Raw genomic sequence first — 16500 nt, 5'->3', positions numbered from 1 at the left:
TCAGGCACGGGCGGCCCGCCGGTCGCCCAGCACCGGTGCCAGCGCGCCCAGCATCAGGACCGCGGTCACCGCGAAGGCCCACGGGTAGCCGGTGAGGCCGGCGAGGATGCCGAAGCCCGCGGCGCCGGCGCCCATGCCGCCGTCGTAGGCGAGGTTCCACAGGGCGCTGACGGTGCCGTAGGAGGAGGCGGAGACCCGGGCGTACATCAGGGTCAGGGTGGCGTTCTGGGCGATGCCGAAGCCGGCGCCGAAGAGGGCGGTGCCCGCGACGACGGCGACCGCGCTGCCCGTCGCCGCGATGACCAGGACGCCCGCCGCCGACAGCAGCAGGCCGGGCAGGACGAGGCGGGCGCTGCCGTGCCGGTCGCCGTGGCGGCCCGCGATCCAGCGGAACACGGTGGAGGCGGCGGGCTGCACGAACAGGGCCACGGTGACGACGCCGGCCGAGGCGTGCGGAACGGCCAGCGGCAGGAACGTGACCAGGATTCCGGCGGCCGTCGCGGTCGCGGCGAACACGATCACGGGGCGGAGCAGGGCGCCCGTGCGCAGCCCGCGGACGACGCCCACCGGCTCCTTCGCCCCCGCCTCGCGGTCCGGCAGCCCGAGCACCGAGACGATCGCGGCCAGGGCCGCCACCCCGCCGGTCACGGCGACCGGCCCGTACCCGACCTGCCCGACCAGCCACAGGCCCAGCGGCAGCGCGATCAGCGACGGCACCCCGGAGACGACGCCCACGACCGCCAGGCCCTCGCCCCTGCGCTCGGCCGGGATCAGGGACGCGGTCAGGGCGCCGCCCGCGACGATCGTCAGCGCGAAGCCCAGCCCGCGCACCAGGCACAGCGCCACGATCCACGCCACGTTCCCGGAGACGGTCAGCACGACGGCCGGGGCGCCGAGCAGGAACAGGCCCGCCATCAGCGTCGCCCGGTAGCCGAAGCGCGCGACCACCCGGGGGGTGATCAGCTCGCCGAGGACCGTGGCCAGCATCAGCGAGCCGGTCGCGAGGCCCGCGCCGCCCTTGCCGCCGGCCTCGGCCGCATACGCGGGCACCACCGACAGCAGCAGGAAGAAGCTGACGCTCGCGCCGATCATGCTGACGAAGCGCAGCAGCAGGGGCCGGGTCAGCAGCCGGGGAGCCGGAACGATCACCTGGGGAGGGCACGGGGCCGAAGTCGTCATACCGAAGACGTTAGGGATCGACCGGCTCCCCGCTAAGCTCCAATTCCATGCCAGTGCAGTGGGCCGGTTTGTCACCCGAGCTGCTCCTGACCGTCGACCGGGACAGCGGGGACCGTCTGTGCGCCCAGCTGGAGGGGCAGCTGCGCGACGCGATCCGCACGGGCCGGCTCCAGGCCGGCGAGCGCCTCCCCTCCTCCCGTGAGCTCGCCCGCATCCTGGGCCTGTCCCGCGGTCTCGTCCAGGACTGCTACGCCCAGCTCCAGGCCGAGGGCTACCTCGTCACCCGGGTCGGCTCCGCCACCCGGGTCGCGGCCTGCGCCCAGGTGGAGCCGGTCCCCGCGGCGCCCCGGCCCGAGACCCGGCCCCGGATGGTCGCCGACTTCCGGCACGGTGTGCCGGACCTGGCCTCGTTCCCGGTCTCCGACTGGCTGTGGGCGACCCGGGAGGCGGCCCGCGGCATGCCGACCGCCGACCTCGACTACGGCGATCCGCGCGGCAGTTCGGCCCTGCGCGAGGTGGTGGCCGGGTATCTGCGCCGGGTGCGCGGGGCCGCCGCCGACCCCGCCCGCACCGTCGTCTGCTCCGGCTACGCACAGGGCCTGAGCCTCGCGCTGCGCGCCCTCGCGGGAACGGGGGTGCGGGTCGTGGCGTACGAGGACCCGGGCGGCCCGGGGACCGCGCGTGCGGCCGCGCAGGCGTCGGGCCTCACGGCCGTACCGGTACCGGTCGACCGGTCCGGCGTCGACGTACGGGCGCTGGACGCCACCGGAGCCCGCGCGGTGATCGTCACGCCCGCCCACCAGTGGCCGACGGGCGTCGTGCTGGCCCCCGACCGCCGGCACGCGCTGATCGAGTGGGCGCAGCGCCGGGACGCGTACGTCATCGAGGACGACTACGACGCCGAGTTCCGCTACGACCGCGAACCGGTGGGCTCCCTGCAGGGGCTGGCGGCCGACCGCGTGATCTCCGTCGGCACGGTCAGCAAGTCCCTCGCCCCGGCCCTGCGGCTGGGCTGGCTGCTGTGCCCGCCCGCGCTCGCCGACGCGCTGACCGACCTCAAGCGCATCGCCGACCGCGGCTCACCGGCCCTCGACCAGCTCGCCCTCGCCCGCCTGATCGAGTCCGGCCGCTACGACCGCCATCTGCGCCGCATGCGCACGACGTACGCGGGCCGCCGCACCGCCCTCGTCACGGCCCTCGCCCAACACGCCCCGTCCGTAGGGCTGTCGGGGCTCGCGGCGGGCTTCCACGCGGTGGCGCATCTGCCGGCGGGCGTCGAGGAGGCGGCGGTCGTTGCGGCGGCGCGCGAGCGGGGGGTGGGCCTGTACGGCATGAGCGAGTGCCGTACCTCGAAGGCGCCGACCCCGCCCCAACTGGTGCTGGGCTTCGGCAACGTGACGGAGCGTGCGATCGCCGAGGGGATCGGCGCGGTCGCAGAACTCCTCGACGGCGGGCGGTAGTTAGAGCCGCGCGCCCTTCAGTGCCATGTGCAGCAGCAGCCGGTCCTCGCCGTCGTCCAGGTCGAGGCCCGTGAGCTGCTCCACGCGCGAGAGGCGGTAGTAGAGGGTCTGGCGGTGGATGCCCAGTTCGGCGGCGGTGCGGCCGGCCTGGCCCGCGCAGTCCAGGTAGATCTCGGCGGTGCGCGCGAGTTCGCGGTGGGCGGGGGAGAGGAGGGTGCCGACCGCCGGGTCGTGGGACACCTCCGGCGGCAGCGTGGTCAGCAGGCGGAAGGGGCCGATCTGCGACCACTCCGCGACCGGGCCGAGCCGCGGTTCCGCGAGTGCGGCACGTGCCGCCGCCGACGCCTCCCGCCAAGCCGTCGCCAGCTCCCCGAGACCGGTGCGCGCCGGGGCGATGCCGGCCGCCGCGGTGGCCTCGCGGTCCAGCTGCCGTGCCCGCTCCAGCATCCGCCCGGCCGCCGACGTCGCCGGCGTCAGGACGTCCGCCGAGCGCAGCCGCACCAGCAGGGCGAGGGACTGCGACGCGGTTCCCCACGGCACCGTGCACAGCGCCGTCGCCCCCGGCACCGTACGCACCGAAGGCCCGTCGTCCGGGTCGGCGGACGGCCAGGGGGTCACGCAGACCACCGTGTGCGCGGCATCGGCGCGGGAGCCCAGCGCCGTGCGCAGCTCCGCCACCGCCATGTCCTGCTGCCAGCCGCGCTCGGCGATCAGCACGGCGTGCAGTTCGCGGCTCAGATCCGCCCCGTGCTGGGCCTCGTCCGCGAGCAGGGCGCCGATGCGGACGGTCACGTCCATGGCCGCGGCCAGCTGCCGCTCGGTCGGGCCCGGGTCGGAGTCCAGCAGCCAGACGTAGCCGAGGACGACACCCCGATGGCGTACCGGGAGGCAGATGCGTCCCCGGTACACGCCCGCCTCGGGCGTCGGCGGGATGCGGACCGGGCCCGTCGCCCGGGTGATGCCGAAGCCCTCGAACCAGGAGCGGACGGCGGAGGTGGAGCGGCGCGTCAGGATCGAGCGGGTGCGGACCGGGTCCAGGGCCGAGGCGTCGAGGTCGCCCTCACTGTCGTAGGCGCCGAAGGCGATCAGCTCGAAGTCCCGGCTCTCCAGGGTCGCGGGGGCGCCCAGAAGCTCCGAGATCTCGTCGACCAGCTCCTGGTAGTCACCTTTGTAGTCCGCCGTCACTCCCGCATTCTCGCGCATTTCCTCAGGCGCCTCATACATATGTCTGAGATCTGTGGCACGGATGCGTGACAGCTGTCGATGGTCGACGATCGGAGCAATCCTTAGGTTTCACGGTGGTTCTATCTGCTGGTTTGTGGAGGTGCCCCGTGCTGGGTCCCGTGATTCTTGCCGCGTCGCGCAGCGACCGGATGCGACGCCTGATCTCGGCGGCCCCGGTGACCAAGCAGGTCGTCGACCGCTTCATCCCGGGTGAGTCCGTCGACGACGTCGTGCCGATCATCGAAGACCTCACCGGCCGGGGTCTGGAGCTGACGATGGACGTCGTCGGCGAGGACATCACCACCCCCGAGCAGTCCCACGCCGCCCGCGACGCCTACCTGGCCCTCATCGACCGGCTCAAGGAGCTGGAGCTGGGCGAGCGGGTCGAGATGTCCGTGAAGCTGTCGATGTTCGGGCAGGCGCTGGGGGGCGGCCACGAGCTGGCCCTGGCGAACGTCCGCCCGGTCGTCGAGGCCGCCGCGGCGATCGGTACCACGGTCACGCTCGACGCCGAGGACCACACCACCCTCGACTCGATGTTCGCCATCCACGAGGAGCTGCGGAAGGACTTCCCGCAGACCGGCTGCGTCATCCAGGCCTACCTGTTCCGCACCGAGGCCGACGCCCGCCGGCTCGCCGCGGCCGGCAGCCGGGTGCGGCTGGTGAAGGGCGCGTACAAGGAGCCCGCCGAGGTCGCGTACCAGAACAAGCACGAGATCGACAAGGCGTACGTCCGCGTCCTGCGGATCCTCATGGACGGCGAGGGGTACCCGATGATCGGCTCCCACGACCCGCGCCTGATCTCCATCGCCCAGGAACTCGCCCACCGGGCCGGCCGCAAGCCCGACGAGTACGAGTTCCAGATGCTGTACGGCATCCGCGGCGACGAGCACCTGCGGCTGGCCGCCGAGGGCCACCGCATGCGCGTCTACACGGCCTACGGCACCGACTGGTACGGCTACTTCATGCGCCGGCTCGCCGAGAAGCCGGCCAACCTGCGCTTCTTCGCCCGCAGCATGATCAGCAAGGGCTGACGCAGCCACCCTCCCCCCACCTCCCCGCGACATCCGCTCACGTACAAGGAGTTACGGATCTCATGGACGCTGTGACCCAGGTCCCCACCCCCGTCAACGAGCCGGTGCACGGCTACGCCCCCGGCTCGCCCGAGCGCGCGCGGCTGGAGGCCAAGCTCAAGGAGCTGGCCGAGAACCCGATCGAGCTGCCGATGACCATCGGCGGGGAGAAGCGCCTCGGCGGCGGCGAGCCCTTCCAGGTCGTGCAGCCGCACAACCACAAGTCCGTCATCGGCACCGGGCACCACGCCACCGGTCAGGACGCCCGGGACGCGATCGACGCGGCCCTCGCCGCGGCGCCCGCCTGGCGCGCGATGTCCTTCGACGACCGCGCCGCGATCATCCTGCGCGCCGCCGAGCTGCTGTCCGGCCCGTGGCGCGAGACCATCGCCGCCTCCACCATGCTCGGCCAGTCGAAGACGGCCCAGCAGGCCGAGATCGACTCCCCCTGCGAGCTGATCGACTTCTGGCGCTTCAACGTCCACTACGCCCGCCAGATCCTGGCCGAGCAGCCGCCGGCCAACTCCCCGGGCGTCTGGAACCGCATGGACCACCGCCCGCTGGAGGGCTTCGTCTACGCGATCACGCCGTTCAACTTCAGCGCGATCGCGGGCAACCTGCCGACCGCCCCCGCCCTCATGGGCAACGTCGTGGTCTGGAAGCCGTCCCCGACGCAGACCCACGCCGCCGTGCTGCTGATGCAGCTGCTGGAGGAGGCCGGCCTGCCCAAGGGCGTCATCAACCTCGTCACCGGCGACGGCATCGAGGTCTCCAAGGTCGCCCTGGAGCACCGGGACCTCGCGGGCATCCACTTCACCGGCTCGACCAAGACCTTCCAGTACCTGTGGAAGACGGTCGGCAACAACATCGAGAAGTACCGCACCTACCCGCGCCTGGTCGGCGAGACCGGCGGCAAGGACTTCCTGGTCGCCCACCCGAGCGCCGACCGCGCCGTCCTGAAGACCGCCCTGACCCGCGGTGCCTTCGAGTACCAGGGCCAGAAGTGCTCGGCGACCTCCCGGGCGTACATCCCGGCGTCGATCTGGAACTCCGGCTTCAAGGAGGAGTTCGCTGCCGAGGTCGACTACCTGACCATGGGTGACGTCACGGACCTGTCGAACTTCATCGGCGCCGTGATCGACGAGCGCGCCTTCGCCAAGAACAAGGCCGCGATCGACCGCGCCAAGTCCGACCCGGCCTGCACCGTCGTCGCCGGCGGCTCCTACGACGACTCGGTCGGCTACTTCGTCCGCCCGACCGTCGTCGAGTGCACCGACCCGGACAACGAGGTCTTCCGCACCGAGTACTTCGGCCCGTTCCTCGCCGTGCACGTCTACGAGGACGACGAGTACGACGCGATGCTGACGCAGATGGAGTCGGTCTCCGACTACGCCCTCACCGGCTCGGTCATCTCCAACGACCGTGCGGCGGCCGCGTACACGATGGAGAAGCTGCGCTACGCGGCCGGCAACTTCTACATCAACGACAAGTCGACCGGTGCCGTCGTCGGCCAGCAGCCCTTCGGCGGCGGCCGGGCCTCCGGCACCAACGACAAGGCCGGCGCCCCGCAGAACCTGCTGCGCTGGACGCTGACCCGCGCCATCAAGGAGACGCTGGTCCCGCCGACCGACTACGCGTACCCGCACATGGGCTGAGGTCCGCGGACACACGCGTCGGAGGCACGAACGGGCCGGGTCGCACGACCCGGCCCGTTCGTCCGCTCAGCCGGGCATCTCCGTCCGCTCCCACCACTCGTACACGGGCAGCGGCCCCTCGGGCGTCTCCGCCTGCCGGGACGTGTGCCGGAAGTGCTCGTAGCCGTTGCGCAGTTCGATCTTCAGGTCCACATCGGGGGCCGCGATCGGGACGATCCGTTCGGGCAGGTCCCGCGGGCCGCCCTCGAGCAGTGCCTTCGCCGTGTCGTTCATGGCCTCTCCCTCTCCTCGGTTCGGTCCGGAGTCAGTCCGGCAGGACCAGCACGAGCCTGCCTTTGGCATGGCCCGCCTCGCCCAGCTCGTGCGCCTTGGCCGCCTCCTCGAAGGGGAGCGCCGCCTCCACGTGGACGCGGACGCGGTGGTTCGCGAGGAGCGCCGCCGCCTTGGCCAGCCTCTCCCCGGAGGGGTCCGTCCGCACGGCGACGAAGCGCATCCCGCGGGCCTCCACCTCCTCCGGCGCGAGGCCGAGGTCGCCGGGGACCGCCGAGATCAGCAGGCCGCCCGGCCGCAGGGTGCCCAGCGTGCGCGGGCCGTAGTCGCCGCCGATCAGGTCCAGTGCGGCGTCGATGCCGTGCACGGCCTCGGTGAAGTCGGTGACCGTGTAGTCGATCAGCTCGTCCGCACCGAGGTCGCGCAGGAAGCCGTGCCGGTCGCCGCGGGCCGTCGCGACGACGTACGCGCCCTCCGCCTTGGCCAGTTGCACCGCCACATGGCCGACGCCGCCGGCCGCCGCGTGGATCAGGACGCGGGTGCCGGGGCCGGCCCGCGCGACGTCGATCAGGGCCTGCCAGGCGGTGAGCACGGCCGTGGGCGCCGCGGCGGCGTGCACGTGGTCGAGCGTGGCGGGCTTCGGCGCGAAGTAGGCGGCCGGGGCGGTGACATGGGTGGCGTACCCGCCGGAGTCGACCATGCCGAAGACCTCGTCGCCCGGGCGGAGGCCGGTGACCTCGGCGCCGACCGCCTCCACGGTGCCGGAGACGTCGCGGCCGAGGGTGAAGGGCGGGTCGCCGTACAGGGGCGCGGTGCCCGAACGGATCAGGAGGTCCACGGGGTTGACGCCGGCCGCGCGCACCCGGAGCAGGATCTCGCCCGGGGCGGGCGCGGGGCGCGGCCGTACCTCCGGCTCCAGGACCTCGGGGCCGCCGAACCGGTGCTGGGTCATCGCCTGCGTGCGGGGACGTTCCGTGGTCATCGGGTCTCCCTCCCGGATCCGGACCGGGCGGCGGTGCGCGGCCGCCTGCCTCCATCGTGCTCCGGCGGGCGGGGTTGGGCACCCCCTTCGAGCGCCGACCTCGAAAGCGCAGGTCAGCGCGGTGTGAGCCAATCCACCGTCTCAGATAGTAGGAAGTCCGACTAACTGTGGAGACAGACCGGGAACGGTCCCTTACTTTTGTAGGAGCCGAACGTCTCGCTCGACCAAGCGAATGGCGGTCGTGAGCCGGGCCCCGTGCAGGCAACCCCTGCGGCACCGCTCCCCGCCACCACCCGGCGTCTCGTAACCCCTTGTTCCGCACTCCCGGATGTCGAAGGAGTCGATTTCCCATGGCCGAGACGACCGCCCGCCGCCGCCGTCACCTCTCCCGTACGAGCGAGTCCGACCGCAAGAACGCCGCCGCCGCGCTCCAGCGCGCCCTGGACCGCAGGGACAACGGCGGCTCGACGGGCCACTGAGCAGCGGCGATCAACGAGGTGGGGCGCGGGCTCAGGCGCCGCGCCGCACCTCGAAGTGATCGATGCGCTCGCCCTCGTCGGTGAGCGCCGACACCTTCAGCGCGGGCTTCGCCCCACTGTGCGCCTCGACGGACAGGAGCGAGAAGCCGCGGTAGCGCACACGCGACCACTCCGCGGTCTCCTTCACGGCGGCCTTCGCCTTCGTCCACCGGAAGGTGTCGACGGCCTCGTGGCGCGTGACGTGCCCCTCGTAGCTCTCCCGCACGCCCGGCGGGAACCCGTACAGGTCCCGGCCGCCGCCGCCCGCCGTGACGTACACGATGCCGTCCCGCGTCGGGTCGGTGGAGGCGCCGATCGGCACGGGCCTGCCGACCCCGCCGTTCCTGATGGCGTCCGTCCGCTCGTAGACGTGGTTGTGGCCGTTGATCACCAGGTCCACCTGGTGCCTTGCGAACAGCGGCAGCCACGCGGCGCGCACGCCGCCGTCGGAGGCGTGCGTGGACGTCGAGTAGGCGCAGTGGTGGAAGAAGACGACGACGAAGTCCACCTGCGCCGTCGCCCGCAGCCGGCCGAGCTCCTGGTCCAGCCACTTCGTCTGCCGGCCGCCGGTGCAGCCGAGGTTGGCGGGGATCTCGTACGACACGTCGTTCGCGTCCAGCGCCACGAAGGCGACGTTGCCGTAGACGAAGGAGTAGACGCCGGGCGCGGTGCGCGCGTCGAAGCCGCTGTCCGGCAGGGACCAGCGCGCCAGCTGGCCGCCGTAGCCGTCCGGCGAGTACCACGCCTCCATGTCGTGGTTGCCGGTCGTCACCATCCATGGCACGGACCTCGCCACCGGCTCGTTCTGCTTGAGGAACAGGTCCCAGTAGGCCGGGTCGTAGCCGTCCGTCGTCCTGCCCTGGCCGTTGGTGTCGGCGTAGCAGATGTCGCCGGCGTGCAGGTGGAAGGCGGGCTTCTGACGGAGCACCACATGGTCGTTGGCGGCCGCCGCCCGGCTCACCCCCTGGTCGCCGAAGGCCGTGAACACGAACGAGCGCGGGGCCGCCGGCGCCGTACGGAAGGAGCCGACGGTCGAGCGGTGCGCGGCGGAGGCCGGGTCGAAGCCGTCGTGGCCGACGCCGTAGTAGTACGTCGTGCCGGGGTGCAGGCCGTCCAGGGCGGCGTGCAGGTAGTACTGCTCCAGCGCCGGGCGCACGCCCGTCACGCCCGGCGTGTGCAGGCCGCGGACCTCGGCCCCGATCCGCCGGCCCAGGTCTTCGGGCTTCAGGCCGATGCGCACGTACGGCCGCCGCACCGCGAGCGGCACCTGCCAGGAGATCCGCATCTGCGTCTTCGGGTCGGCGCCGAAGGCGAGATGGCGCCCGAAGGGGGAGACGAGCGAGCCGTGCACCGTCGAGGTGGCGGGCGAGGGGGTCGCCGGACTCCGGGTCCCGGAGCCGCCGCAGCCGGCCAGCAGCCCGCCCGCCGCCACCGTCCCCGCCGTCACCAGCGTGCTGCGCCGCATCAGCCGTGTGCGCAGGTACTCGTGCTGCTCGGCCATGCTCATGCGGCTCGCGAGCTGCGGCGGGATGCCGAAGTCGGGGAGGTCCATGCAAGGCAACTTCCCATCGCATCCCAACACCCGCCAGGCGTACGGGTGAACGCGCGGTGACCGGTCGGGGCCGCGAGGCGCGGCCATGTCCGTATCGCGGACACGGCATGTCATCCCATGGGACGAGGAGTAGGGTGCGGACATGTCTCGCAGCATCGATCTCGCAGTGATCCCCGGTGACGGCATCGGGCAGGAAGTCGTGGCCGAAGGCCTCAAGGTCCTCTCCGCCGTCCTCCCGCAGGATGTGAAGCTGGAGACCAAGGAGTTCGACTTCGGCGCCCGGCGCTACCACGCCACCGGTGAGACCCTCACCGACGCCGACCTCGACGCGCTGAAGCGGCACGACGCCATTCTGCTCGGCGCCATCGGCGACCCGTCGGTCCCCTCCGGCGTCCTGGAGCGCGGCTTCCTGCTCAAGCTCCGCTTCGCCTTCGACCACCACGTCAACCTGCGTCCGTCGAAGCTCCTCCCGGGGGTGGCCACCCCGCTCGCCGGTGAGCCGAGCATCGACTTCGTCGTGGTCCGCGAGGGCACCGAGGGCCCCTACACGGGCAACGGCGGCACGATCCGCAAGGGCACCCCGCACGAGGTCGCCACCGAGGTCTCCGTGAACACGGCCTTCGGTGTCGAGCGGGTCGTCCGGGACGCCTTCGCACGCGCCCAGGCCCGTCCGCGCAAGAAGCTCGCGCTGATCCACAAGAACAACGTGCTGACGTTCGCGGGTCACCTGTGGACGAACATCTTCAACAAGGTGGCCGCGGAGTTCCCCGAGGTCACCACCGAGTACATGCACGTGGACGCGGCGACCATCTACCTGGTCACGCAGCCCGAGCGGTTCGACGTGATCGTCACCGACAACCTCTTCGGCGACATCGTCACCGATCTCGCCGCGGCCGTCTCCGGCGGCATCGGCGTCGCCGCGAGCGGGAACATCAACCCCTCCGGCGAGTTCCCGTCCATGTTCGAGCCGGTCCACGGCTCGGCCCCGGACATCGCGGGCCAGGGCAAGGCCGACCCCACCGCCACGGTGCTGTCCGTCGCCCTGCTCCTGCGTCACCTCGGCTACGAGGCCGAGGCCGCCCGTATCGACGAGGCGGTCTCCACCGACCTGGCCGAGCGCACCGGCAAGCCCGCCCGCAGCACGTCGGAGATCGGCGACGCGCTGGCCGTACGAGTAGCCGGCTGACCCGCCTGCCCCTCGAATTCATTCGAAGCCGCCGGGTCGCATCCGCACCCGGCGGCTTTCGCTCTGTCCCCGCCGGGTGCCACCATCATCCCTGGGCCGCTTTCACGCCGTTTTCGTCCATGGTTCCCCGCTTGCGATAATCGAACGCGGAGCCGCGGATGAGGCAATGCTCGGACGTCCTACTACTGGCCACGGCCAGTGCGGGCGTGAGCGCGGCCCGTCACACACAACCGGTGAAGGACAACCACTCATGACGACGCCCACGATCGAGCTCAAGCCCTCCGCCAGCCCGCTCTCCGACGCCGAGCGCGCGGCGATCCTGGCGAACCCCGGGTTCGGCCGCCACTTCACCGATCACATGGTGACGATCAAGTGGACCGAGGGCCGTGGCTGGCACGACGGCCAGCTCGTCCCGTACGCCCCGCTCTCGATCGACCCCGCCACGATGGTCCTGCACTACGCGCAGGAGATCTTCGAGGGTCTGAAGGCCTACCGCCAGCCCGACGGCTCCGTCGCCACCTTCCGCCCGGAGAAGAACGCCGAGCGCTTCCAGCGCTCCGCGCACCGCCTGGGCATGCCCGAGCTGCCGGTGGAGATGTTCATCGAGGCGTGCGACGCCCTGGTCCAGCAGGACAAGACCTGGGTGCCCGCGCACGGCGGCGAGGAGTCCCTGTACCTGCGCCCGTTCATGATCGCGACGGAGGTCGGCCTGGGCGTGAAGCCCGCCAACGAGTACCTCTTCCTGGTCATCGCCTCCCCGGCCGGCGCCTACTTCCCGGGCGGCGTCAAGCCGGTCTCCATCTGGCTCTCCGAGGACCGTGTCCGCGCCGTCCCCGGCGGCATGGGCGACGCCAAGACCGGCGGCAACTACGCCGCCTCCCTGCTCGCCCAGGCCGAGGCCGCCGCCAAGGGCTGCGACCAGGTCTGCTACCTCGACGCGGTCGAGCACAAGTGGGTCGAGGAACTCGGCGGGATGAACCTGTACTTCGTCTACGGCGACAAGATCATCACGCCGGCCCTCACCGGCTCCATCCTCGAGGGCGTCACCCGCGACAGCCTCCTCACCGTCGCCCGCGACCTCGGCTACACGTCCGAGGAGGGCCGCGTCTCCATCGACCAGTGGCAGCGCGACGCCGAGAACGGCACCCTCACCGAGGTCTTCGCCTGCGGCACCGCCGCCGTCATCACCCCGGTCGGCACGGTCAAGCGCGAGGGCACCGAGTGGCAGCAGTCGGGCGGCGAGCCCGGCGAGGTCACCGTCCGCCTCCGGGAGGCCCTGCTGAACATCCAGCGCGGCACGGCGGACGACGCGCACGGCTGGATGCACAAGCTCGGCTAGGGCTGTCGCGAAAGTCCCGTCGTCCGCCCGACGGGCTGGCGGGACTTTCGCGGCAGGCCCTAGAGGCCGCTGGACACCTTGGGGGCCGCCTCGGACGCACCGTCCGGGGCGGCCCCGGCCGTCCGCGCCACGGTCACCGTCAGCAGCAGGTACACCACGCCGCCGACCAGCCCCGAGAGCAGGAAGCTGCAGTCCACCCCGCCCGTCAGGGACAGCAGCGGGCCTTCGTAGGAGGGCAGGGAGACGGCGAGCAGCCCGACCGTCGCGCCCAGCGCCCAGGAGACGACGGCGCGGACGTTCCAGCCGGCCCGGTACCAGTAGACGCCGCCCCGCGAGCGCCGGTTGAACACCTGGAGGGCGTCCGCGTCGTACACACCGCGGCAGCGGACGAAGCCGATCAGGGTGATGACCGCCCAGGGGGTGCCGATGGCCGTCAGGAGCAGCACGAAGGACGTCATCGCGTCCTGGGCGCTGGAGTAGTAGTGGCCGACGAAGACGCAGGCCGTCGCGACGATCGCGACCGTGTAGGTGGCGCGGGCGCGGGACGCGCGCGGGAGGATGGCGTCCAGGTCGAGGCCCATGGAGTAGAGCATCAGGCCCGCGTTGCCGACCGAGCCGGCGGAGGCCGACAGCAGCAGCGGGATCAGGTACCAGGTGGGGGACGCCGAGACCAGCGGGCCCGCGTAGTCCGTCGCCGCGCGTGCCGCGAACGCCGTGAAGGTGCCGAAGAGCTGGGGGACCAGCAGGCCGAGGATCAGTCCGAGCCAGGTGGCGTGCAGGACCCGGCGCGAGGCGTGGCGGGCCGGGGAGATGTAGCGGGTGTAGTCGCCGAGCAGGGTGATGAAGGCGATCGGGCCGGACAGGCCCGCCGCCACCGTGGCCAGGAACCAGGTCGGCCAGAAGCCGCCCAGCAGGTAGCCGCCGGCCCCGGGCAGCGCCGAGGTCGTGAAGTGCGGGCCGTACGCGACGACGCCCAGGATCAGCAGCGCCGTCATGCCGATGGCCAGGACGCGGGACATGGTGAGCAGGACGCGGTAGCCGTACACCGCTCCGGCCACGGTCGCCGCGGCCAGCAGGGCGTAGACGACGGCGTAGGAGGCGCCGTTCTCCGGCAGGCCGAAGAGGCGGCCGAGGACGCTCACCATCACGTCGCCGCCGATCCAGACGGTCAGCGCGGTGTAGCCGAGGGCCAGCAGCAGGCCGACGACCGAGCCGACCAGCCGGCCGCGCACGCCGAACTGCGCGCCGGAGGAGGTGGAGAGGTTCGTCGCCGTGCGCAGCGAGATCAGCGCGAGCGGGGCCGTCAGCGCCGTACCGGCCAGGGTGCCCACGACGATCGAGCTCAGCGAGCCCCACCAGTCGAGGCCGAACGACGGCGGCAGCCAGCCGAAGATGATCACGCCCAGACAGAGGTTGGAACCGAGCAGGATCGACACGAGGTCGCGGGGACCGCTGGTGCGTTCCTCGTCGGGGATGGTGTCGACTCCGCGCTGTTCTATCGGCATGGCTGGTCTCCTTCGATCGGCCGCCTCTTGAAGTTTGAGCGACGTTCAATGTGACGTGTCGCCCGTGCTGCGTCAATGCCATGGGCTTGCGGATGTGGTGTTTAGAGTGTTGTTCTAATTCCAGGAAGGCAAGGAGGTGTCGTGGCGTGAGACTGACCCCCACGGAGCGTGACCGGCTGTTGCTCTTCGGAGCCGCCGAGCTGGCCCGCGCCCGCCGCGCGCGCGGGCTGCGGCTCAACGTCCCGGAGGCGACCGCGCTGATCGCGGACACCGTCTGCGAGGCCGCCCGCGACGGCGCCCGGCTGGCCGAGGCCGTCGAGCGCGCCCGCTCGGTGCTCGGCCCGGCCGACGTGCTGCCCGGCGTCGCCGACGTCGTCACCGAGGTGCACGTCGAGGCCGTCTTCGACGACGGCTCGCGCCTCGCCGTGGTCAGCGACCCGATCGGCGGCGGGCTGGGGAGCGAGGCGCCCGGCGCGCTGCTGCCGGGGCCCGAGCACAGCGATCCCGAGCCGGTGGTGCGGGTGGCGGTCACCAACACCGCCACCGTGCCGGTCTCCGTCACCTCCCACTTCCACTTCTTCGAGGCCAACCCGCGCCTGGACTTCGCCCGCGGCGAGGCCTACGGCATGCGGCTCGCGGTGCCCGCGGGCGCCTCGGTGCGCTTCGGGCCGGGGGAGTCGCTGGAGGTCGGCCTGGTGCCCATCGGCGGCGCCCGCGTCGCCGTCGGCTTCGCCGGTCTCGTCGACGGGCCGCTGGACGCGCCCGGTGCCCGCGAGGAGGCCCTGCGCCGCGCCGCCGCCTGCGGCTACCTCGGCGTACCCGAGACCACTGATCAGGAGGCCGCGCGATGAGCCGTCCCGGAGGCCACCCGGCGGAAGCCCGCCGGCTCACCCCGTACGAGTACGCCGCGACCCACGGACCCCGCGCCGGCGACCGCATCCGCCTCGGCGACTCCGGGCTGACGGTCCGGGTCGAGTCCGACTCCCAGCGCTACGGCGACGAGTTCCTCGCCGGCTTCGGCAAGACCGCGCGCGACGGGCTGCACCTCAAGGCGGCGGCCGTGCGCGAGACGTGCGACGTCGTCATCAGCAACGTCGTCGTGATCGACGCGGTGCAGGGCATCCGCAAGGTGTCCATCGGCATCCGGGAGGGCCGGATCTGCTCGATCGGGCGGGCCGGCAACCCGGACACCCTCGACGGGGTCGACGTCGTGGTCGGCACGGGCACGTCGATCGTCTCCGGCGAAGGGCTGATCGCCACCGCGGGCGCCGTCGACACCCACGTCCACCTGCTGTCGCCGCGCATCATGGAGGCCTCGCTGGCCTCCGGCGTGACCACGATCATCGGCCAGGAGTTCGGGCCGGTGTGGGGCGTCGGCGTCAACTCGCCGTGGGCCCTGAAGCACGCCTTCGGCGCCTTCGACGCCTGGCCGGTCAACATCGGCTTCCTGGGCCGGGGTTCGTCCTCGCACGACGCCCCGCTGATCGAGGCGCTCGCCGAGGGCGGGGCGAGCGGCTTCAAGGTGCACGAGGACATGGGCGCCCACACCCGCGCCCTGGACACCGCGCTGCGTGTCGCCGAGGAGCACGACGTCCAGGTCGCCCTGCACAGCGACGGCCTGAACGAGTGCCTGTCGGTCGAGGACACCCTCCAGGTGCTTCAGGGCCGCACCATCCACGCCTTCCACATCGAGGGCTGCGGCGGCGGGCACGTGCCGAACGTGCTGAAGATGGCCGGCGTCGCGAACGTCATCGGCTCCTCCACCAACCCCACCCTGCCCTTCGGCCGGGACGCGGTCGCCGAGCACTACGGCATGATCGTCTCCGTCCACGACCTGAAGACCGACCTGCCCGGCGACGCGGCCATGGCCCGCGACCGCATCCGCGCCGGCACCATGGGCGCCGAGGACGTGCTGCACGACCTGGGCGCCATCGGCATCACCTCGTCCGACGCGCAGGGCATGGGGCGGGCGGGCGAGACGGTCCGCCGCACCTTCGCCATGGCCGGGAAGATGAAGGCCGAGTTCGGCGCCCCGGACGAGCACGACAACGAGCGCGTTCTGCGCTACATGGCGAAGCTGACCATCAACCCGGCCATCGCGCACGGGCTCGCGCACGAGGTGGGCTCGATCGAGGTCGGCAAGCTGGCGGACATCGTGCTGTGGAGCCCGGAGTACTTCGGCGCCAAGCCGCAGCTCGTCCTCAAGTCCGGCTTCCCGGCCTACGGCGTCACCGGCGACCCGAACGCGGCCACCGACACCTGTGAACCCCTCGTCCTGGGACCGCAGTTCGGCGCCCACGGCGCGACCCCCGCCGACATCTCGGTGGCCTTCGTGGCGCAGGCCGCCCTCGACCAGGGAGGCGACTCGATGCCGACGCGCAGAAGGCGGGTCGCCGTCCGCGGAACCCGCGGCATCGGCCCCGCCGACCTGCGTCTCAACTCCCGTACCGGAGCGGTCGACGTGGACCGGCGCACGGGTCTCGTCACGCTCGACGGCGAGCCGATCCGCTCGGAGCCCGCCGACTCGGTCCCCCTCAACCGCCTCTACTTCCTCTAA

The 16500-nt window shown here is 72.4% G+C and carries 14 protein-coding genes; 8 read left to right on the top strand and 6 right to left on the bottom strand.

Annotation, left to right across the window (positions count from 1 at the left end; genetic code table 11):
• Nucleotides 1-1179, bottom strand: coding sequence for an MFS transporter (locus ACFU97_RS31375; protein ID WP_384263430.1), 1179 nt, complete (start codon nucleotides 1177-1179; stop codon nucleotides 1-3).
• Between the two features lie 47 nt (nucleotides 1180-1226).
• Here ACFU97_RS31375 and ACFU97_RS31370 point away from each other — a divergent pair, with 47 nt between their 5' ends.
• Complete coding sequence (locus tag ACFU97_RS31370; RefSeq protein ID WP_384263428.1) at nucleotides 1227-2639, top strand: PLP-dependent aminotransferase family protein; 1413 nt, start codon at nucleotides 1227-1229, stop codon at nucleotides 2637-2639.
• Here the strand turns inward: ACFU97_RS31370 and ACFU97_RS31365 are convergent, their stop codons facing one another.
• A complete protein-coding gene (locus tag ACFU97_RS31365) occupies nucleotides 2640-3842 on the bottom strand; it encodes a PucR family transcriptional regulator (protein ID WP_384263426.1) in 1203 nt (400 codons plus the stop codon).
• A gap of 128 nt (nucleotides 3843-3970) precedes the next feature.
• Between ACFU97_RS31365 and ACFU97_RS31360 the strand changes: the two genes are divergently transcribed.
• Together ACFU97_RS31360 and pruA are read left to right on the top strand one after the other, a co-directional pair.
• On the top strand, nucleotides 3971-4897 hold the full coding sequence (locus ACFU97_RS31360; RefSeq protein ID WP_384263423.1) for a proline dehydrogenase family protein: 927 nt from the start codon (nucleotides 3971-3973) through the stop codon (nucleotides 4895-4897).
• Nucleotides 4898-4959: 62 nt separating this feature from the next.
• The gene (gene pruA / locus ACFU97_RS31355; RefSeq protein ID WP_384263421.1) at nucleotides 4960-6591 is read left to right on the top strand and encodes an L-glutamate gamma-semialdehyde dehydrogenase; all 1632 of its coding nucleotides are present in this window, start codon (nucleotides 4960-4962) and stop codon (nucleotides 6589-6591) included.
• A 66-nt stretch (nucleotides 6592-6657) separates the two neighbouring features.
• Here the strand turns inward: pruA and ACFU97_RS31350 are convergent, their stop codons facing one another.
• Nucleotides 6658-6864, bottom strand: a complete 207-nt coding sequence (locus tag ACFU97_RS31350; RefSeq protein WP_384263418.1) for a DUF5988 family protein — start codon at nucleotides 6862-6864, stop codon at nucleotides 6658-6660.
• Between the two features lie 31 nt (nucleotides 6865-6895).
• A complete protein-coding gene (locus tag ACFU97_RS31345; RefSeq protein ID WP_384263415.1) occupies nucleotides 6896-7843 on the bottom strand; it encodes an NADP-dependent oxidoreductase in 948 nt (315 codons plus the stop codon).
• A gap of 350 nt (nucleotides 7844-8193) precedes the next feature.
• Between ACFU97_RS31345 and ACFU97_RS31340 the strand changes: the two genes are divergently transcribed.
• Nucleotides 8194-8322, top strand: a complete 129-nt coding sequence (locus ACFU97_RS31340) for a hypothetical protein (protein WP_016432484.1) — start codon at nucleotides 8194-8196, stop codon at nucleotides 8320-8322.
• Nucleotides 8323-8353: 31 nt separating this feature from the next.
• On the opposite strand, the gene ACFU97_RS31335 is transcribed toward ACFU97_RS31340, so the two are convergent.
• A complete protein-coding gene (locus tag ACFU97_RS31335; RefSeq protein ID WP_384263413.1) occupies nucleotides 8354-9913 on the bottom strand; it encodes a purple acid phosphatase family protein in 1560 nt (519 codons plus the stop codon).
• 142 nt (nucleotides 9914-10055) lie between these two features.
• Here ACFU97_RS31335 and ACFU97_RS31330 point away from each other — a divergent pair, with 142 nt between their 5' ends.
• Both ACFU97_RS31330 and ACFU97_RS31325 read left to right on the top strand, forming a co-directional pair.
• On the top strand, nucleotides 10056-11099 hold the full coding sequence (locus tag ACFU97_RS31330; RefSeq protein ID WP_384263410.1) for a 3-isopropylmalate dehydrogenase: 1044 nt from the start codon (nucleotides 10056-10058) through the stop codon (nucleotides 11097-11099).
• Nucleotides 11100-11349: 250 nt separating this feature from the next.
• Nucleotides 11350-12438: a branched-chain amino acid aminotransferase gene (locus tag ACFU97_RS31325; protein ID WP_384263408.1), complete on the top strand. Its 1089-nt coding sequence runs from the start codon at nucleotides 11350-11352 to the stop codon at nucleotides 12436-12438.
• 59 nt (nucleotides 12439-12497) lie between these two features.
• Here the strand turns inward: ACFU97_RS31325 and ACFU97_RS31320 are convergent, their stop codons facing one another.
• A complete protein-coding gene (locus ACFU97_RS31320; RefSeq protein WP_384263405.1) occupies nucleotides 12498-13943 on the bottom strand; it encodes a cytosine permease in 1446 nt (481 codons plus the stop codon).
• Between the two features lie 146 nt (nucleotides 13944-14089).
• Here ACFU97_RS31320 and ureA point away from each other — a divergent pair, with 146 nt between their 5' ends.
• Nucleotides 14090-14794: an urease subunit gamma gene (gene ureA, locus ACFU97_RS31315; RefSeq protein ID WP_384263403.1), complete on the top strand. Its 705-nt coding sequence runs from the start codon at nucleotides 14090-14092 to the stop codon at nucleotides 14792-14794.
• Nucleotides 14791-16500, top strand: a complete 1710-nt coding sequence (locus ACFU97_RS31310) for an urease subunit alpha (RefSeq protein WP_384263400.1) — start codon at nucleotides 14791-14793, stop codon at nucleotides 16498-16500. The genes ureA and ACFU97_RS31310 overlap by 4 nt, the downstream gene beginning before the upstream one ends.

The organism is Streptomyces sp. NPDC057616 (genome assembly GCF_042800575.1).
Classification (GTDB): domain Bacteria; phylum Actinomycetota; class Actinomycetes; order Streptomycetales; family Streptomycetaceae; genus Streptomyces.
Note: the sequence above shows the minus strand (reverse complement) of the source record. Positions and strands in the feature narration are given on the sequence as shown.